Genomic DNA, 19,249 nt, shown 5'->3' with positions numbered 1-19,249 from the left:
CACGTCCCATGCAGCACGTCTTCATGAAGCGCACGATCCCCCTCGCGGCCGCGGTCCTGCTCCTCCCCCTCGCTCTCACCGGCTGCGGCAGCGAAGCCGCGGCGGGCGACGACAGGACCGTCACCGTGACGGTCGGCTATCAGTCCAAGACCATCAACACCGTCACCGCCGGCACCCTGCTGCGCTCGCTCGGCTCCTTCGAACGTGAACTGCGCGCCCAGGGCAAGCGCGACGGCAAGGCGTACCGGGTGCGGTGGCAGGACTACGCGACCGGTGCCCCGATCACCGCGCAGATGGTCGCCGGGAAGGTCGACATCGGTTCGATGGGCGACTTCCCGCTGCTCATCAACGCCGCCCGCGGCAAGCAGCTGCACGCCCCGACCCGGCTGGTCGCGGTCACCGGCTACAACCTGCGCGGGGCGCTCAACACCATCGTCGCCAAACCCGGATCCGGCCTGCGCTCGCTGTCGGACCTGCGCGGCAAGAACGTCTCCAGCAGCGTCGGTTCGGCCGCCGACGGCACCCTCGTACGGGCCCTGCGACGGGCCGGGCTCGACCCGGAACAGGACATCCACAAGCTCAACCAGCAGCCGGCCGTGGGCGCCTCGGCACTCCAGTCGGGCAGCGTGGACGCCCTTTCGCAGTTCGTTGCCTGGCCGGGGCTGCTCGCCTTCCAGGGCAAGGCGCGGGCGCTCTACGACGGGGGCGCGCTCGGACTGCCCACCTTCCACGGCGTGACCGTACGGGGCGGCTTCGCCGACTTGCACCCCGCCGTGGTCAAGGCGTTCCTCGCCGCGCAGCGCGACGCGACCCGCTATCTGCAGACCCACCCGGTCGACGCCGCCCAGCAGGTCGCGAAGGCCACGGGGCTGCCGCCCGAGGTGGTCTATCTCTACAACGGAGCCGGCGGCCTCGCCACCTTCGACCCCACCCTCAAGCCGCAGCTGATTGCCGCGCTGAAGAAGGACGTACCGGTGCTGCGGGCGGCCAAGCTGACCGGGCCGGTCAATGTTGACTCGTTCGTCGACTCGTTTGTCGATGACCGTTACGTCAAGGAGAGTTACGGCAGCGGGTACGCCAAGGCCCTGCGCTCCACCGCCCACCCGTCGGCCGACGAGGTATGGCTGCGTGGTGAGGTGCGCACCCACTCCTTCGACGGCCCGGCAGCCCTGCTGCGGTTCGTTGCCGCGCACCGGGGCACGGTGCGGGCCGCCTATGTGGCGGACGCGACGACCGGCAGCCGCTGGTTCGCCGACAAGTCGGTCTGGGTCCGCGACGGGGCGCGGCTGCTGCCCTTCGCCACCCCGGCCACCGCCGACGCCTGGACACGGCGCCACCCCGGTGCGCACACCCTCAGCTACACCGCCGCGCTGGAGCAGTCCCGGTGAGCGCGCCCGCCTCCGCCCGCTCGGTGCCCGCACGACCGGCAGCCGTCGTTCCAGGGCCGGTGTTCCCAGGCCGCCGGCCCTGGCCCGGGGCCCGCCACGCCCGGCGTACGGCGGCGGTCCTCGCGGCGCTCGCCGTATGGCAGTTGCTCGCCCAGTTCCGGGTGGACCTGTGGCTGCGGTTCTCGCAGTTCCCGACGGTCACCGAGACGGCTCGCGAGTTCGGCCGGCGGCTCGGCACCGCCACGTACTGGCAGGACGTCTCCGACAGCCTGACCCGGATCGTCGCCGGTTTCGCCCTCGCGGCCGTCCTGGGTGTGGCCGTCGGCACCGCGATCGCGCGCTCCTCCGTCGCCTCCGATCTGCTCGGTCCGCTGCTCGAAGTGCTGCGGCCGATACCGGCGATCGCGCTGGTGCCGGTGGCGATCCTGCTGTTCCCCAGTAATGAACAGGGCATCGTCTTCATCACCTTCGCCGCGGCGTTCTTCCCGGTCACGGTCTCCACCCGGCATGCGGTGCGGGCGCTGACGCCCGTCTGGGAGGAGGCGGTCCGCACGATGGGCGGTGGCCGGTGGCGGGTCCTGTGGTCGGTGGTGCTGCCGGGGGCGCTGCCGGGGATCCTGGCCGGGCTGTCGGTGGGCATCGGCGTCTCGTGGATCTGTGTGATCTCCGCCGAGATGATCTCCGGCGAGTACGGCGTGGGGTACCGCACCTGGCAGGACTACACCCTCGTCGACTACCCGGGCGTCTTCGTCGGGATGGCCACCATCGGCCTGCTCGGCCGGCTCACCTCCACTGCGGTGGAACTGCTGGGCCGGCGCCTGACGCGGTGGCTGCCACGGACCGCGAGCGGCACGGGTACGTATCCGGGCAGCCGTCTCCGCCGACGTGCGGTCGGACGGGTGCGGGCCGGGGCCGGTGGTGCGGTCGACGCAGCAACCCTCCGCGGAGAGCGAGAGCCCTCGTGACCGGCACCGATGTCACCGTCACCACCGCGGCCCCCACACAGGCTCCCGGGCAGGGCATGCGGCTGACCCTCGCCGATGCCGTCCTCGGCCGGCCCGGCGCCCCCGTCCTGCGCGGCCTGGACCTCGATGTCGCACCGGGCGAGATCCTCACCGTCGTCGGTCCGTCCGGCTGCGGCAAATCCACCCTGCTCCGCACACTGGCCGGTCTGCTGCCGCCGCTCGGCGGCCGGCTGAGCCAGGACGGCGCACCTCTCGACGGCCCCGCCGCCGACCGTGCGCTGGTCTTCCAGGAGGACGCGCTGCTGCCCTGGCGCAGCCTGCGGGCCAATGTCGAACTCCCGCTGGCCATCCAGGGAGTGGCGCGCACGGAGCGCCGTGCCCGGGCCGAGGACTGGCTGGCCCGGGTCGGGCTCACCGAGCACGCCGGCCGGCTGCCGCACCACGTCTCCGGGGGCCAGCGACAGCGCGCCCAACTGGCCCGCGCACTGGCCGGACGGCCGCGCGCCGTCCTGATGGACGAGCCTTTCGGCGCACTGGACGCGCAGACCCGGGCAGGGATGCAGCAGTTGCTGGTGACGGTGCTGCACGGCACCGGGGCCACGGTCGTCTTCGTCACCCACGACGTGGACGAGGCGCTGTTCCTGGGTGACCGGGTCGCGCTGCCGGACACCGGCCGGGTGCTGGACGTACCGCGGCCGCGCGACCGCGGGGCATCCGCCGACCCGGCGACGGTCACACTGCGCCGCGAGGTCCTGGCATCCCTGGGCGACCGGCCCGGCGCCTGACCGGCCGGCCCGGCATTCACCCCTCCCCGTCCCCTCTACCCGACCGGCGCCGTATCCGACGTGCCCCGGCAACCGAAAGGCACCGCCATGGAGATCCCCTCGCTCGCTTCCGCCGAGGAGCTGTCCTGCGACGTCCTCGTCATCGGCGGTGGCACCGCCGGGACCATGGCGGCGCTCACCGCCGCCGAACACGGCGCGTCCGTCCTGCTGTTGGAGAAGGCACATGTCCGCCACTCCGGCGCGCTCGCCATGGGCATGGACGGCGTCAACAACGCCGTCGTCCCCGGCCGCGCGGAGCCCGACGACTATGTCGCCGAGATCACCCGCGCCAACGACGGCATCGTCGACCAGTCCACCGTCCGGCAGACCGCGACCCGCGGCTTCGCGATGGTGCAGCGGCTGGAGTCGTACGGCGTGAAGTTCGAGAAGGACGAACACGGCGAGTACGCGGTCCGGCAAGTACACCGCTCCGGCTCGTACGTACTGCCGATGCCGGAGGGCAAGGACGTCAAGAAGGTCCTCTACCGGCAGCTGCGGCGCCGTGAGATGCGCGAGCGGATCCGCATCGAGAACCGCGTGATGCCGGTGCGGGTGCTGACGGCGGACGGGCGCGCGGTGGGCGCGGCGGGCTTCCACACCCGTACGGGGCGGTTCGTCCGCGTCCGCGCCGGCGCGGTGATCCTCGCGACCGGCGCCTGCGGACGGCTCGGCCTCCCGGCCTCCGGCTACCTCTACGGCACGTACGAGAACCCCACCAATGCGGGCGACGGCTACGCCATGGCCTATCACGCGGGCGCCGAACTGACCGGCATCGAGTGCTTCCAGATCAACCCGCTGATCAAGGACTACAACGGCCCGGCCTGTGCGTACGTCGCCAACCCGTTCGGCGGCTACCAGGTCAACCGGCACGGCGAGCGGTTCGTGGAGTCCGACTACTGGTCGGGGCAGATGATGGCGGAGTTCGCGGCCGAGGTCGCCTCCGAGCGCGGCCCCGTCTATCTGAAGCTGAGCCACCTTCCCGAGGAGTCCGTCTCCGCCCTGGAGACGATTCTGCACACCACCGAGCGTCCCACCCGTGGCACTTTCCACGCCGGGCGCGGCCACGACTACCGCACCCATGACGTGGAGATGCATATCTCCGAGATCGGTCTGTGCGGGGGGCATTCGGCTTCGGGTGTACGCGTGGACGAGCACGCCCGGACCACCGTGCCGGGCCTGTACGCGGCCGGCGACCTGGCCTGTGTCCCGCACAACTACATGATCGGCGCGTTCGTCTTCGGCGATCTGGCGGGCGCGGACGCGGCCCGGCACCGGGCGTACGAGGGCGCGTTGCCCGCCGACCAGCTGCGCGATGCCCATGAGCTGATCTACCGGCCGCTGCGCCACCCCGACGGCCCGCCCCAGCCGCAGGTCGAGTACAAGCTCCGCCGATTCGTCAACGACTACGTCGCCCCGCCCAAGAGCGGCGCCCGTCTGTCGCTGGCCGTCGAGCACTTCGAGCGGATGCGCGCCGACATCACCGGCATGGGCGCCCGCACCCCGCACGAGCTGATGCGCTGCGCCGAGGTCACCTTCATCCGCGACTGCGCCGAGATGGCCGCCCGGTCGTCACTGGCCCGCACCGAGTCCCGCTGGGGCCTCTACCACGAGCGGACGGACCATCCGCAGCGCAACGACAGCGACTGGCTGCACCATCTCGACCTGCGCAAATCCGCCACGGGACGGATGGAGTTCACCGCGCGCCCGGTGGAGCCGTACCTCGTCCCGGTCGAGGAGTACGCCCCGGCGGGCGGCGCTCCCCGGTTCATCGGCGAGGTCCATCCGGAGCAGGTCGCGACGGCGGGGCGGCGGGATACACCGCCGGTGGGTTCTGCGGACGCGGGCTCGGCGGCGAAGGTCTCCGCGGGGACGGGTGCCGGGGCGGCGGGTGCCGGTGTCGTGGCCGGATCCGGTTCCGTACGCGCGGCCGGAGCCCCGGCAGGAGCCGATCCCGCCCCCGGCCCCTCCCCCCGCATCCTCGACCTGATCGCCCTCGCCGAGGACCAGCCGGACCTCCCCACGCTGCGCCCGTACCTCGCCGACCCCGACCCGGCCGTCCGCCGCGCCGCCGTCGACACGCTCACCGAAAGCGTCCCCGCCGGCACGGGCCGGGCCCTCGCCACCGCGCTCGCCGATACCGACCCTGCCGTACGGGCGGCCGCGGGCGCCTCGCTGCGCGAACTGGTCGAGGTCCTCCCGCCGGAACCCGATCTGCGGGAGCCGCTGGTCGCCGCCGTACACGGGCCCGATGCCCTCGTCCGGTCGGCGGCCGTGGACGTACTGCGCGCGCTCCGGCTCGGTGACCGGGCGCTGTTCGCCGCCGCGCTCACCGACCCCGCCGTGGAGGTCCGTATCCAGGCCGTCCGCGCCCTGGTCTCCGTCGACGCGGCCGGCGAACTCCGAAGCGCCGCCACGGACCCGTCCCGCGAGGTCCGGGTCGTCGCCGCACACGGCCTCGGCACCGTCGGGAGCCCCGGCGACCTGGCGGCGCTGGTGCGCGACGAGGATCTCCTCGTACGGGCCGCGGCGCTGGCTGCTCTGGCCACCACCGGCTGCCCGCCGCCCTACGACGCGATGGCCGTCGCGGCACTCGGCGACACCGCCTGGCAGGTCCGGGCCGGCGCCGCCGCGGCCCTGGCCGCAGCCGAACCCGGACTCGCCGTGCCCGCGCTGCGCTCCGCCCTCTCCGACCCGCATGCGGACGTGCGCAAGGCCGGGGTCCTCGCACTGGGCGCCCACTCCGGGCGGGCGGACGCCCTGCACGCGCTGGCCTCGGTCGCCGAGGACCCCGACGCCGATGTCCGCGCGTACGCCCGGCTCGTATCGAAGGGGTGAGGCAAAACGGGTGGGACGGGCGGGGGGAAAAAAGCTCCCGGGTGGGCCGGCCGGGTGATGGAGCGCCTCATGCATTCGGGTCGTCCGGGTGGCCCGCCGGGGCCGGTGGCTGAAGGCTGAGGGCGCGTCCGTACCGCCCAAGGAGTTCTCGATGGCCCCCACGTACCGCTACGACGAGCTGAGCGCGCTGTTCATCAACTGCACGCTCAAGCGTTCCCCGGAGACGAGCAACACCGAGGGGCTGGTCGACAAGAGCCGCGGTCTGATGGCGGAGAACGGTGTCACGACCGAGGTGATCCGCGCGATCGACCACGACATCGCGACCGGGGTGTGGCCGGACATGACGGAGCACGGCTGGCAGTCCGATGCCTGGCCGGAGCTGTATGCCAAGGTGCAGGCCGCCGACATCCTGGTGCTGTGCGGGCCGATCTGGCTCGGCGACAACAGCTCGGTGATGAAGCAGGTCATCGAGCGGCTCTACGCCTGCTCCAGCGTGCTCAACGACCGTGGCCAGTACGCCTACTACGGCGGGGCGGGCGGCTGCCTGATCACCGGTAACGAGGACGGGATCAAGCACTGCGCCATGAACGTCCTCTACAGCCTTCAGCATCTCGGCTACACCATTCCGCCGCAGGCCGACGCCGGCTGGATCGGTGAGGCCGGGCCCGGACCCTCATATCTGGATCCGGGGTCGGGCGGCCCCGACAACGACTTCACCAACCGAAACACGACGTTCATGACCTGGAACCTGATGCACATCGCGGCGATGCTCAAGCAAGCGGGCGGCATCCCGGCGCACGGCAACCGGCGCACCGAATGGGACGCCGGCTGCCGAGCGGACTCCCCCAACCCCGAGCATCGCTGAGCACACGGGGTGCCTACCGACCCGCTCCCCACCCGGTGGCCCCGGTACGTCGAGTTCGCGCCGAGCGTCCTGGTCGCCGGAGGGCTCGTCTGGGACGCGCTGTCGCCGCAGGACTACTGGGGAGATCCCATGCTGACGGCGGCCAGCGTGACGGCCGGTGCGCTGCTCTCCCTGCGGCACACCCTCGCAATCGGCGCCGCCATCGTCGTCGGCGTCTTCGCGCTGACGGTGAAGGACGGCACCGCCAACGACATCGAGGGCCATCTGGAGCTCGTCAACACCCTGTTCGCCGCGCTCATGGGTGTCGGCGTGAACCGGGTGATCGCCCGCCACGGACGCCATTTGGACGTGGTGCGTACGGTGGCGGAGGCCGCCCAGCGTGCCGTGCTGCCCGCGCCGCCGGAGCGCATCGGTTCGCTGAGCATCGCGGCGCGCTACCAGGCCGCGCAGACCGAGGCGCACATCGGCGGTGATGCCTACGCCGTCCAGCGGACCCCCTTCGGTGTCCGGCTGCTGATCGCCGACGTACGCGGCAAGGGGCTGGGCGCGGTGAGCGCGGTGTCGGTGCTGCTCGGCGCGTTCCGCGAGGCCGCAGAGCAGGAGCCGGAGCTGACGGCTCTCGCCGACCGGATGGAACGCGCGCTGCTGCGGGAGAGCGAGCAACTCTCGGAGGAGAACCGGCTGGAGGGCTTCATCACGGCCCTGCTCTGCGAGATTCTCCCGGACGCCACGGGGCTGCGGGTGCTGAACTGCGGCCATCCCTCGCCGTACCTCTGTCACGACGGCGAGGTGCGCGCCCTGGAGGCCGTCGATCCGGGCCTTCCGCTGGGGATGGGCGCGCTGGGCGTGGCACGGCCGGCCCCCGTCGACTGGCCGTTCCCGGCGGGCAGCACGCTGCTGCTGGTCACCGACGGTGTGACGGAGGCCCGGGACCACTCCGGAGCGTTCTACGATCCGGCGACGCAGCTTGCGGGCCACGGCCCGTTCCAAGATCCCCAGGAAGTGATCGGCCTGTTGGCGCGGGAGGTCGAACGCTGGACCGGCGGGCCGCGCGACGACGATATGGCGGTCCTGGCGATCACCCGGCAGCCCCTCGGCAATGCGGCAAGGTAAAACCCATGTCCCAGGGGCCAGGTTGACCTTTTTTCATACCCCTTTCGGAATTTCTTCGTGTGCTGCGGAACTTCCGGCGTGTGGGATGAGAAGATCAACCAGAGCATCAGCATCCGCACCGAGCGATTCCACGCTCCTGCGCAGATCGGAGTTGATGTGTCCGACAACAGATCAGCCCTGCTCAGCCAGCGCGCCGCCGTCATTTTTCTCCTGGGCGCCCTGATCGCCCTGGGCGCCGGTGTACTCACCTGCTGCAACGGCGGCACCCTTGCTTCCGCGGCCCTCGTCGGCGGCGCTGCATTCGGTGCCGGCGTCACCTTTTTCCATACGGTCATCGACTGAGGTATGGGGTCGTGAGTTCCGGCCCGGGGTATTCATGGCACGCTCCGCTGATAAACGGCGCTATCCGTGAAGATACGCCCCCGTTCGCGAGACGGCCGATTGCGACGCAATTTCTTTCGGTGTGCTTTCGGCCACGATCTCACCCCTCGCGGCGCCGCCTGCCGGGCCGAGATCGATGCCCCGGTCGGAGGCGCGGATGACGGCGGCACCTCGACGTCGTGCTCGATGACCAGCACGGCGTTGCCCAAGTCCCGTAGCCGGCGCCGCACTTCGATCAGGCGGGTGGCGTCGGCCGGGTGCAGGCGACGGTGGGTTCGTCGAGCACGTAGAGCACGCCGGCCAGGGACTCTCCGGGCGCACCCGGTACGCGGGTGGGAGGTGCTGCCCGCACGCCGGGCACGGACGGTGACCGATACGTGCCCACAGCGAGGAGGCGTACCTGGCGGTGATCCAGCATGGGTGACCTTCACATCGTGCGGAAAGTACGCGACGCCGGGATCCTGCTGCCCGCGCCCCGCGGACCCCGGCCGGTTACCGGACGTTCGGAGCCAGGCACCGGCACGCTCTGCTGACGTACCGGTCGCTCGCACGGGGGTACAGCACGGGCCCCGCGCAAGCGGTCATGCAGGCCGTGCGCGCCGGGGACGCTCCCCTGGCGCTCATCCACGTCGATGCCGGTCACGCAGCGCTGCATGAGCAGCGGCTCTTCCTGCAAGCGGCGAGCGAGGCGCTCGATCACCCAGCGCCAGGAGGAGCTCACCCGGCGCTCGACGGCGGTGCTCGCAGGATCCGGTGCCCTGCACACCTATCTCACCAGGGAAGAGCCGGCCCCCGCGGGCCGAGCGGCCGATTGCGGAATCGGCGGCCCCGCATGCGGTGCGCCGCCGCACACCAAGTGCCAAACTTGAGACACCGCGCCCTGCCGCCGGCCGGGGCCCTTGTCGCCGAGGGGAACATCATGACCTGGGCATCTTGGACCACTGTCGGGATCCACGCCCTACCTGGTGTGGTGCGAACCGTGGAGAACGGCGTGATCAACGGCGACCTGACCATCCACACGACCTGGTCGGACAACATGGCGCACGTCGCCGTGCAATACAGCGGCGCGTCGGACTGGTACACCATGGCCGGCAGCCCCGTCCCCTGCCCTTCCGAAGAGGCCAGCCGCGCCTTTCACCAGGCCGTGGTCGAAGCGGTACGGGGCGGAGAGCGCGCCGAGGCCTCCCTCGAAGAGCTCTTCAACCCTTGAGACCACCCGCCGCCCACGGCCCGGACCGACCCCGACCCCGGCCCCGGCCCCGGCCCCGGCGGCCACGCTGACAGCACCGTAGGAGCACTCCCTGGCGGCGTGCACATGCACTTCTGGCCGCCCGCTCCCCGTCTTCGGTCCGGACAGCGCCCTTGACAGCGCTCTTGGCAGCGCCCTTCCGTTCCCTCCCCGCGCCGATCCGCGATCCGCGATCCGCGGTATGCGATCCGCACAGCACCCGCTCGCGCATCGTCGTCCTGCGGTGATCATCTGCGGTAGTCGCCCCGCTCCACCCTCCCCGCGCACTTCGCGAACTCGCCCGCGCCGCCGAGGCTTTCGACACCAACCCCGACCCGTACCGGAACATGTTCGGTGAAATCCCGCTGAAACTGGTCAACTTGACCCCTTAGCGGGCCTTTCGGGCGGTGCACGCCTTCCGGAGAATCGCCGACACATATCTGCGCGACGACGGAGCAACCAATTCGCGCCACATCATGTCTCCTCTCATGGAGCACAGTTGGTCACCTTGTGGCTACCTAAAGCTGATCAATTGTTAAATTTCGCCCAGGAATCTTGAAATCTGATCATTTCGCTTTACATGCTCATGCCAGACCCACCAGGGTTTGCGCGGGGCCACACGGCCCCCGCGGTGCCCAACAGCACCGCGTGTACGGGCGGTTGGCCAGCCGACCGCCCCCGCAGCGCTAAGGACCCACAGCAGTGCGTAGACCCCACATACGCAGGCACCGCCTGGCTGTCGCCATCGCCGTGACCACGGCAGCGACCCTCATGGCGGGCGTGGCGGGCACCGCCTCCGCGATCACCGCGGCCCCGCCGGCCGCCGCACCCGCCCCCCTCTCCTCCTCGACCGGCCTCCAGAAGATCGTGGACACGGCCCGCGCCGCCGCGTATACGCACGCTTCGGCCACCGGCGTCGGCAAGAAGGACACCCTCAAGGCCGTCGACACACTTATCGACCGGGACGGCAGTCAGCACGTCCGCTTCATCCGGACCCACCGCGGGCTGCCGGTCCTCGGCGGCGACCTCGTCGTCCACCTGACCGCCAAGTCGGCGTACGAGAGCGTGACCCGGGCCTACCGCCACCAGGTCGCCGTCGCCACCACGGACCCGAAGCTGTCGGCCGGACAGGCCGAGGCCAAGGCCGCCGCCGTGGCGAAGGGCGACGCCGGCGAGGCCGAACTGGTCGTGGACGCCCGGGACGACCGGACGACGCTGGCCTACCAGGTGCAGGTGGCCGACAGCCGTACCGCCGAAGCCGGCGGCGCCCGTACGGTCGTCATCGACGCGGAGACGGGAACGGTGCTCAGCAACGTCCCGGCCAACGACTCGTTCCTGTCGCCCGCTCTCCAGGAAAAGCTGCGCAAGCGCGGCGAGCGACTCAACCCCTCGACCCGCCTGATCGCCCCCAACCCGCCCGCCACGGGCAAGCCGGCCAAGACCGCCGGCTTCCCGGCCGCGGCCAACGGCACCGGCTCGTCCTTCTTCGTCGGCAGTGTCCCGCTGTCCACCACCCAGACCGCGAAGAACGCCTTCACCCTGAAGGACTCCACGCGCGGGAACACCGAGACCCGGGACGCCGGCGACAAGGAACTGGAGAAGTTCTCCAGCGGCAAGGCGTTCACCAGCACCAACAACCGCTGGGGCAACGGCACCACGAGCGACCGGGCGACCGCCGCCGTGGACGCCCAGTACGGCATCACCAGCACCCTCGACTTCTACAAGAAGACCTTCGGGCGCAAGGGCATCAAGAACGACGGCCGCGGGGCGCGCGCCCTGGTGCACTTCGGCAAGAAGATCGGCAACGCCTTCTGGTCCTCCGACTGCGGATGCATGCTCTACGGCGACGGTGACGGCAACACCTTCGCCAAGCCGCTGGTCGTACTGGACGTCACCGGGCATGAGCTCACCCATGGGGTCGTCGATGCGACCGCCCGTCTCCAGCCCACCCGCGTCGACGCCGAGGGGAACCAGTTCGGCGAACCGGGCTCCCTCAACGAGTCGCTGGCGGACATCTTCGGCAGCGCGGTCGAGTTCTCCACCAACAACCCGAAGAACCCGCCGAACTACCTGATGGGCGAGAAGCTCGGCCTCCAGCAGAAGTTCCTGCGCCGGCTGGACAAGCCGTCGCTGGACAAGCTCGAAGGCACCGTCGACTACTGGTCGAAGGAGTCCTTCGACACCGAGGTGCACGCCGGTTCCGGTGTCTCCTCGCACGCCTACTACCTTCTCGCCGAGGGCAGCGGGAAGAAGGTGATCGGCGGCGTCTCCTACGACTCCCCCACCCACGACGGCTCCAAGGTGACCGGAATCGGCCGTGACAAGGCGACCGCGATCTTCTACCAGGCGCTCACCCGGTACATGGTCTCCACGACCGACTTCCATGACGCCCGGACCGCGACCCTGCGTGCGGCCAAGGACCTGTACGGCACCGGCAGCACCGAGTACAAGACGGTGGACAAGGCCTGGGCCGCCGTCAATGTGACGGCAGCCAACGCTCCGTCGGCCAAGCACTGACACCAGGCCCGATGTGGTGCCCCCGCTGTCCTGCGGGGGCACCATGGCTTGTCGGCCGTCCGGCCCCTCGTTCAGTCGCTCGGCCACCGGGTTCGTCCGGTGGGCCTCGACGGCGCACCGACGGCCGGAGCCTACGTTTGAGGCCATGACCATCGATCGCCATAACGGGAATCAGCGTCTCGGCTATCCGGTGGCGGCGGGCGTGTTCGCGATCGGCATGGCCGGCACGACACTGCCCACCCCCCTGTACGGGCTCTACCGCGAGCAGCTCGGGTTCTCCGAGCTGATGGTGACCGTGGTTTTCGCCGTGTACGCAATCGGTGTGATCACCGTTCTCCTCTTCGCGGGCAACTTCTCCGACGAGGTGGGCCGACGCCCGGTGTTGCTGTGTGCGCTGGTGCTGTCCGCGGCGAGCGCGCTGTGCTTCCTGTTCGAGGGCGGGCTGCCGATGCTGCTGCTGGGGCGGGTGCTGTCCGGTTTTGCGGCCGGGCTGTTCAGCGGTGCCGCCACGGCGGCCGTGCTGGAGCTGGCGAAGCCCGGCCAGGAGGCACATGCGGGGTTCGCCGCGACCGCGGCGAACATGGGCGGCCTCGGCTGCGGCCCGTTGCTGTCCGGGCTGCTGGCCCAGTACGCACCGTGGCCGCTGACCCTGCCGTTCCTGGTGCACCTCGGACTGCTGGCGCTGGCGGCCGTGGCGACCTGGTTGTTGCCGGAGACCGTCGCCCATCCGCACCGGCCACACACCCTGCGGCCCCAGGGCCTGCGGCTGCCGCCCGAAGTACGCGGGGTCTTCACCCCCTCGGCCGTCGCCGCCTTCGCCGGTTTCGCGCTGCTGGGACTGTTCACCGCGGTCGCGCCGGCCTTCGTCGGCCAGACCTTGGGCGTCCACAACCTGGCCGTTACCGGATTGATCGTCTTCACGGTGTTCCTGGGCTCGACCGTCGGGCAGTCCTTGACCGGGCGGATCGGCGTACGGACGGCCCTGCCGGGCGGCTGTCTGATCCTGGTGGTGGGCCTCGCGCTCGTCGCCACGTCACTGGCGATCACCTCACTGCCCGTGCTGGTCATCGGCGCGGTGTGCGGTGGCATCGGCCAGGGTCTGGCCTTCCGCGCCGGTCTGACCGCCGTGGGCCACGCGGCGCCGCCCGAGCACCGCGGCGGCACCATCTCTGCGTTCTTCCTCGTCGCCTATCTCGGTATTTCGCTGCCGGTGGTGGGGGTCGGCGCGCTCACGATGGTGCTGGGCCTGCGCGGCGCGGGGCTGACCTTCGCCGGCTGCGTCATCGTGCTCGCCGTGGCCGTCGGCCTGTACGTGCTGCGGCATCCGCCGACGGACGACGACTGACCTCGCGCCGCGCACACCTCACCCGCCGTGCGCCCCGAGCCGGCGGATGACGGTTACCAGGTCCCGGCTCAGGGCCTCTGTGCTCCCGCCGATGGTCCACGGCACAATCACCGCATGGGCATCAGAGTCTGGGTCAACAACTGGCAAATGCAGTGCTGCGGCGAACCGTTCGGCATCGGGGCGGAGGTGTCCTGGACACTGGTCGATGCCGATAGGGAGTGGCTGGCGAACGTGCTCGGGGCCGAGGCCGCCGCCACCGTCGATGCCGCCGAGGAGCACCACGGTGGCACCCGCGAAGGGACTCCGGCCACGGCCGCCACCGTCACCGGCATCAGCGCGGTGCACTGCCGGTTCACCCCCCTACCGGGAAAGCCTGCCCACACGCGCTATCCGGTGCCGGGTTCCGGCACGCTCACCGCACTTTCGTCGGCCGATGGCTGGACGTCCGATCGCGACGAACTGCAGTTCGTCGGCTATCTCGTGGAGCTCGCCACCCCGCGACGTTGACACTGTCGGACGTTGACAGCATCAGAGTTGACAGCGTCAGGCTGTCCCGGCGCGGCCCCTCGCCTCCTCGCCGGATGTGAGCCGTGCCCGCAGCCGTGCCGGGCCGCGGGTGAAGACGCCCGTCTCAGCGGGTGCCGTACCGTCCGCGAAGTCCATGGCGGGGAACGCGTCGAGGAGTTGGTTGACGCCGGTCTCCACCTCGGCCTTCGCCAGGAGGGCGCCCACACAGAAGTGCCGGCCAAGGGCGAAGGCGACATGGTCGGCGGCGGCGCTGAAGGCGTTGGCCGGGGTGAGGTCGGTCCGGAAGATGTCGAAGGCGTCGGGCCGGGCGTAGTGGCTCTCGTCGCGGTTGGCCGCGCCGATCAGGCAGGTGACCGTGGCGCCCGCGGGCACGGTGCCGCCGCTGACGGTGACGTCCGCATCGGGCTGACGCATGATCATCTGGACCGGCGGGGTGAAGCGCAGCGTCTCGGCGAAGGCCACGGGCACCAGTGACCGGTCGGCGCGTACCGCGGCGAGCTGGTCCGGGTGGGCCGGCAGGTTGCGGAGCACCAGCGCGATGGCCTTGTCCGTGGTTTCGCCGCCGGCGGCCAGCAGCAGACTGACGAACGCCGTGATGTCCTGATCGTTCATCCGGGTGCCGTCGACCTCGGCGGTGCAGAGGGTGGACAGCAGGTCGCCGCCCGGTGCGGCGCGCCGTTCGTGGATGATCGGGAGCAGATACGCGGCGAGCTCCTCGCCCGCGCGCCGGCCGGCGGCCGCGACCTCGGGGTCCTGTGCGAGGTTGGCCAGGAATGCGATGACCGCCACGTACCAGTCGTGCAAGCGGTCGTGGTCGGCCCGGTCCAGGCCGAGCAGGTCGACGATCACGTTGATCGGGAAGCGGGTGGCGAACCGCGCCACCAGGTCCGTCTCCTCGGCGTCGCGGAAGGCGTCGATCAGCTCGCGGGCGTTGCGCTCGATGACCGGCAGACACTTCTCGCGCAGCTCACGGCCGCGGAAGGCGGGCGCCACCAGGGCGCGGCGTACGGAGTGTTCGCGGCCGCTCATCTGGGGGGAGGGTACGGCCGCCGTGCGCCGGTTCGATCTGCCAGTCGTAGTTGTCGCTGGTGAACACGGCTCGCGGAAGGCGCGTTCCACATCCTCGTACCGGGAGAGCAGATAGCTGTCGGTGCCCTTGTGGTGGAGCAGCGGGTGGTGCGCGCGCAGGATGCGGTACGCGGGGTAGGGGTCCGCCGCGAACTCCGGCGACAGGATGTCGGGCGGCTGCGGGATGGTGGTCACAACGCGTCCTCGGCTTCCTGAGCGAAGATCCGGCTCGGACGGTGGCACACTTCGGGCTCTTGCCGTGGCGCACTCCGGGCCATCACCGTGGCGCACTTGGGGCTGTTGACGCCAGGCCACGGTTTCGTGTCCGTCCAGAGGGCCTCGGTGGGGTGCCGGCGGGGTGGGGACCGCCGTCTTCGTGGCCGCGGACATGGCCGTGGACGCGGACGTGGGCATGGACGCGGACGTGGGCATGGACGCGTCCGGCCGACGCTGCCGCCGGCCGGCCCGTATGGCCGCCCGATGCACGGCACGCACCACTCTCACCCGGACGGCCGTCCGTCTTCACTCTTCTGCCTCCCCGGGCACGCTCTTTCGGCGGCGGTCCGGAAACGCTGGATCCAGCAGCCCTCGATCCGGCTGCCCTCGTGGAGACCGAGAAGTGTGAGAGTCGCATGGCCCCGTCCACCCCTACCGCCCCGCCGATCCGTGTCCGTCCGGCGCACGCCGTCCGTGCGTTCTTCAGCCGCGCATACGTCATCGGTGCCCACACCATCCGCGGGTACGGCATCCGTGGGTACGTCGTCATGGCCACGCTCGCCGCGCTGCTGTCCGCCGCCGGACCGGCCGCCGCCACTGCCGCGTCGCCCGGGAAACCCGCCCTCGCGGCGGCGGGGACCAAGCCCCTGGTGTTCATGGGACTCGGCACGGTCGCCGGTCTGACGGTGCTCGCGGGCGCGGCGCTGGTCGCGAGTGCCCGTAGGCGGCGGGGCGCCACCCCGCCCACGGACCGCTGCTGACCGGCCAGTTGCCGAAGAACCGCTGCTCAAGACCCGCGCTCAAGGACCGCCGCTGAAGGAAAGGATCCGCCGCATCATGAGCACCTTCACCACCACCGACGGCACGGAGATCTTCTACAAGGACTGGGGCGCCGGCCGGCCCGTCGTTTTCAGCCATGGCTGGCCGCTCAATGCCGATGCCTGGGACGACCAGATGCATCTGGTCGCCGCCAACGGATTCCGCGGGATCGCGCACGACCGTCGTGGACACGGCCGCTCCGGCCAGCCGTGGCACGGCAATGACATGGACACCTACGCGGACGACCTCGCTGAGCTGCTGGACGCCCTGGAGGTGCAGGATGCGACGCTGGTCGGTCATTCCACCGGCGGCGGCGAGGTGGCCCGCTACATCGGCCGCCATGGCACGGCCCGGGTGGCCAAGGCGGTCCTGCTCGGCGCCGTCCCGCCGCTCATGCTCAAGACGGACGCCAACCCTGAGGGGCTGCCGATCGATGTCTTCGACGGTATCCGCGCCGGCGTCGCCACCGACCGGTCGCAGTTCTACAAGGACCTCAGCGAGAGCTTCTACGGCGCCAACAGGCCCGGCTCCAACGTCTCGCAGGGCGTTCGCGAGGCGTTCTGGCTGTGGAGCATGCAGGTGGGGTTCAAGGGCGCGTTCGACTGCATCAAGCAGTTCTCCGAGACCGACTTCACCGAAGATCTCCAGCGGTTCGATGTCCCCACGCTGATCGTCCACGGTGATGACGACCAGATCGTGCCGCTTGCGGCCGCTGCCCCGAAGTCGGCGAAGCTCGTGAAGAATTCCACGCTCAAGATCTACCCGGGCGCGCCGCACGGCCTGTCGGCGGTCGGCCCGTACAAGGACGACTTCAACGCCGATCTGCTGGCCTTCCTCAACGGCTGAGCTGGTGCGGGGGTCAGTCGTTCCTGGCGGCGCGCAGACGGGCGGCCTCGCGGGGTGAGTTCTCGTTGAGCTGTCCGGCGCGTGAGCCCGCCAGCTTTTCGGCGAGGTGCCGGCCGACCGTGGTGGGCGGGTACAGCGGCTCGGCCCCGGCCGGGACGCAGCCGGGCAGGCAGCTGATCTCCGCGTCCCAGTTGCCGTCGTGGAAGTACGCGGCGGAGCGGCGCCGGATGACCCGCCCGTTGTCATCGGTGGGTGGCAGAACCCGGTGCATCGTTGACAGCCAGCGGTCATTGGTCCACCGCGCCAGCAAGTCACCGAGGTTGACCAGCAGACAGCCGGGCTCGGGCAGAACGTCATGCCAGTCACCACGGGTGTCAAGGATCTGCAGCCCGGGGACACGGTCGGCCCACAGCACGGTGACGATGCCGTAGTCGGTGTGTGCGCCCATCCCCATCTGGTCACGGTCGAGGGTGATCTCCCTGTCGGGGAGCATGTAGTGGTTCATCCGCAGCACATCGAGAGAGTGGTCGGTGAACGGGGCGAAGTAGCCCTCCGCCAGCCCCAGGGCGTGCGCAAAGATCTCGGTCAGCCGCTCCGCCAGCCCGCCCGCTTGTGTGCACCACTCCCCCACCGCGCGGCGGAAGCCCGGCACGGACGGCCAGATATTGGCCGGGTAGTGCGCTTCGGGGAGATCCAGTCCGGGGAAGGAGGACGCCTCGGAGCCGACGTTGAAGGCCTCGAAGAGGTCCTCGGCGGCCGCGGGCACCCCCAGGCTCAGGCTGAGTTTCTCGGTGCGCGGCGGGGTGTAGCCACGGTTGATGTCGGGGGACGGCGGACGCAGTTGCTTCTTCTCCTCCAGGGGCAGCGCGAAGAATGCGTCCAGTGCGTCGGCGAAGGCGTGCACCGTGGAGTCGGGAATGCCGTGCCCACGGATCTGCATGAACCCGACGGTGCTCGCCGCCTCGTCGACCCCCGTCGCGATGGCGGCGCGGTCGCCTTCGGCGCCTGTCTTCCAGTCGGAGATATCGATGACGGGTACCTCCAGTACGCCGTCGACTGCGGTGGCCCGGCCCGTGGTCCTGCCCATCGTGTGTCGTCCTTCCCTCACCGGGTGCTCTGCTCCGGAATCCGGCTCAACTCCGGAATCCGGTTCAGCATTTTGATGAACGTTCCACCGAGTGTCTTGATCAGAACAAGCCGATGGGTGTTTTCGGCGCTCGTTCGTCGGCCGGGCGGACAGCTGCGGCGGCGGCCTACGCGCGTTACGCCCGGAGGACGGCTTGTGCGCGGCTCCACGTCGTCGTCGGGTCGAATCGGTCCGCGTGCCAGGTGGTCGAGGTCAGCGAGCCGCGCCCCTTGTAGCGGCGCATGATCGCGACATGGGGTGGCCAGGTGATGAAGCCGTTCAGTGCGGCCTCGTCGCGCCAGACGGCCACGGCTCCGCAGCGACGGGCGGTGGGGGCCGCCCAGAGCCACATTCCCAGCGCGCCGTCGAGCCGGGGCCAGTGCGCCGCGAGCCGGCGGGCCGCGAGGTAGACGCCGGGCAGGTCGGTGCGGGTGCCGAGCGTGAAGTCGGTGACGCTGACGAGTACCGGGCCGCTGTGGCCGGGGTCCCGGCCGGGCGTCCATGAGGACCTCAGCATGTCGAGTCGTGGGGCGCCGCGCCGCGGACCGCGCCGGCATCGTCGGCGCCCGATGAGAGGGGGCTGCGCCAGTCCGGGGAGCGGCCGAGTGCCGCCAGGATCTTCTCCAGTGTGCCCATGTGGTCGTCCGCGGCCAGCCCCGGGCGGAAGGCGCTGCCCGGGGCGAGCCGGGAGTCCCCGTCCGGGACGGCGCGGGCTATCGGCAGTGCGGCCCGGAGGAGTTCGGGGCCGGGTTCGTACGCGAGGTCCAGGGTGCGGGCGACATCCCAGCTGTGCACCACGTAGTCGATGAGGTGGAAGCCGATCGCCCGCGCGGCGGGGAACGTCTTGGCCGCGGTGAATTCGGGGAGGGTGAACGCGCGGTCGGGGGTGTCCACGGTCGCGAAGGCGGCGATGACCTTCTCGGCCGCGTCGCCATAGTGCGCGACGACGTCCTCGCCGACCGGGCGGACCGCCCAGTGCGCCAGGTCTCGGCCCTGCCCGTGCGCTGCCGCCGCGAACCCGCGGTGCTGGGCCGTCATATGGGCCAGCAGATCACCGAGGGACCACGCGGAGCAGGGTGTCGGGCGGGAGAGCGCGTCGGGGGTCACTCGGCGTACCAGGGTCACGCTGTCCCGGACCGCCTGGACGTGGAGACGCCTCAGGCGTTCGAAGTCGGCGCCGGCCGA

At 70.9% G+C, this 19,249-nt stretch carries 17 protein-coding genes; 13 read left to right on the top strand and 4 right to left on the bottom strand.

Annotated features, from left to right (window positions below):
- Positions 1-23 precede the first annotated feature (23 nt).
- The 11 genes from KI385_RS40275 to KI385_RS40220 all read left to right on the top strand — a co-directional run bounded on the left by KI385_RS40275 (position 24) and on the right by KI385_RS40220 (position 13,968).
- Positions 24-1,388 (top strand): ABC transporter substrate-binding protein, encoded by a 1,365-nt coding sequence (locus tag KI385_RS40275; RefSeq protein ID WP_238578046.1) that lies wholly within the window; start codon positions 24-26, stop codon positions 1,386-1,388.
- A 59-nt stretch (positions 1,389-1,447) separates the two neighbouring features.
- On the top strand, positions 1,448-2,353 hold the full coding sequence (locus tag KI385_RS40270; protein ID WP_238578045.1) for an ABC transporter permease: 906 nt from the start codon (positions 1,448-1,450) through the stop codon (positions 2,351-2,353).
- A gap of 56 nt (positions 2,354-2,409) precedes the next feature.
- Complete coding sequence (locus KI385_RS40265; protein ID WP_238578044.1) at positions 2,410-3,138, top strand: ABC transporter ATP-binding protein; 729 nt, start codon at positions 2,410-2,412, stop codon at positions 3,136-3,138.
- An 87-nt stretch (positions 3,139-3,225) separates the two neighbouring features.
- Entirely contained in the window at positions 3,226-6,012 is a 2,787-nt protein-coding gene (locus KI385_RS40260) for a fumarate reductase/succinate dehydrogenase flavoprotein subunit (RefSeq protein WP_238576944.1), read from the top strand.
- Between the two features lie 151 nt (positions 6,013-6,163).
- Positions 6,164-6,877: a flavodoxin family protein gene (locus KI385_RS40255; protein WP_238576943.1), complete on the top strand. Its 714-nt coding sequence runs from the start codon at positions 6,164-6,166 to the stop codon at positions 6,875-6,877.
- 9 nt (positions 6,878-6,886) lie between these two features.
- Entirely contained in the window at positions 6,887-7,990 is a 1,104-nt protein-coding gene (locus KI385_RS40250) for a PP2C family protein-serine/threonine phosphatase (RefSeq protein WP_238576942.1), read from the top strand.
- Positions 7,991-8,068: 78 nt separating this feature from the next.
- The gene (locus KI385_RS40245) at positions 8,069-8,332 is read left to right on the top strand and encodes a hypothetical protein (protein WP_238576941.1); all 264 of its coding nucleotides are present in this window, start codon (positions 8,069-8,071) and stop codon (positions 8,330-8,332) included.
- 958 nt (positions 8,333-9,290) lie between these two features.
- Entirely contained in the window at positions 9,291-9,581 is a 291-nt protein-coding gene (locus tag KI385_RS40235) for a hypothetical protein (protein WP_128505726.1), read from the top strand.
- A gap of 720 nt (positions 9,582-10,301) precedes the next feature.
- The gene (locus tag KI385_RS40230) at positions 10,302-12,116 is read left to right on the top strand and encodes a M4 family metallopeptidase (RefSeq protein ID WP_238576940.1); all 1,815 of its coding nucleotides are present in this window, start codon (positions 10,302-10,304) and stop codon (positions 12,114-12,116) included.
- A gap of 145 nt (positions 12,117-12,261) precedes the next feature.
- Positions 12,262-13,461 (top strand): MFS transporter, encoded by a 1,200-nt coding sequence (locus KI385_RS40225; RefSeq protein ID WP_238576939.1) that lies wholly within the window; start codon positions 12,262-12,264, stop codon positions 13,459-13,461.
- 114 nt (positions 13,462-13,575) lie between these two features.
- The gene (locus tag KI385_RS40220) at positions 13,576-13,968 is read left to right on the top strand and encodes a DUF6578 domain-containing protein (RefSeq protein ID WP_238576938.1); all 393 of its coding nucleotides are present in this window, start codon (positions 13,576-13,578) and stop codon (positions 13,966-13,968) included.
- A 36-nt stretch (positions 13,969-14,004) separates the two neighbouring features.
- Here the strand turns inward: KI385_RS40220 and KI385_RS40215 are convergent, their stop codons facing one another.
- A complete protein-coding gene (locus KI385_RS40215; RefSeq protein ID WP_342593499.1) occupies positions 14,005-15,252 on the bottom strand; it encodes a cytochrome P450 in 1,248 nt (415 codons plus the stop codon).
- A gap of 437 nt (positions 15,253-15,689) precedes the next feature.
- On the opposite strand from KI385_RS40215, the gene KI385_RS40210 reads away from it, so the two are divergent.
- Complete coding sequence (locus KI385_RS40210) at positions 15,690-16,034, top strand: hypothetical protein (protein ID WP_238576937.1); 345 nt, start codon at positions 15,690-15,692, stop codon at positions 16,032-16,034.
- A gap of 76 nt (positions 16,035-16,110) precedes the next feature.
- Entirely contained in the window at positions 16,111-16,938 is an 828-nt protein-coding gene (locus tag KI385_RS40205; protein WP_238576936.1) for an alpha/beta fold hydrolase, read from the top strand.
- 13 nt (positions 16,939-16,951) lie between these two features.
- Here KI385_RS40205 and KI385_RS40200 read toward each other — a convergent pair whose 3' ends face one another.
- The 3 genes from KI385_RS40200 to KI385_RS40190 form a co-directional block, all read right to left on the bottom strand.
- Positions 16,952-18,025, bottom strand: coding sequence for an isopenicillin N synthase family dioxygenase (locus KI385_RS40200; protein WP_238576935.1), 1,074 nt, complete (start codon positions 18,023-18,025; stop codon positions 16,952-16,954).
- Positions 18,026-18,200: 175 nt separating this feature from the next.
- Positions 18,201-18,581 (bottom strand): hypothetical protein, encoded by a 381-nt coding sequence (locus KI385_RS40195; protein ID WP_238576934.1) that lies wholly within the window; start codon positions 18,579-18,581, stop codon positions 18,201-18,203.
- Complete coding sequence (locus KI385_RS40190) at positions 18,575-19,225, bottom strand: TIGR03086 family metal-binding protein (RefSeq protein WP_281066996.1); 651 nt, start codon at positions 19,223-19,225, stop codon at positions 18,575-18,577. Before KI385_RS40190 ends, KI385_RS40195 begins: the two co-directional genes overlap by 7 nt.
- Positions 19,226-19,249: the final 24 nt, after the last annotated feature.

Origin of the sequence: Streptomyces inhibens (genome assembly GCF_022221585.1) — a bacterium.
Taxonomy (GTDB): Bacteria; Actinomycetota; Actinomycetes; order Streptomycetales; family Streptomycetaceae; genus Streptomyces; species Streptomyces inhibens.
Note: the sequence above shows the minus strand (reverse complement) of the source record. Positions and strands in the feature narration are given on the sequence as shown.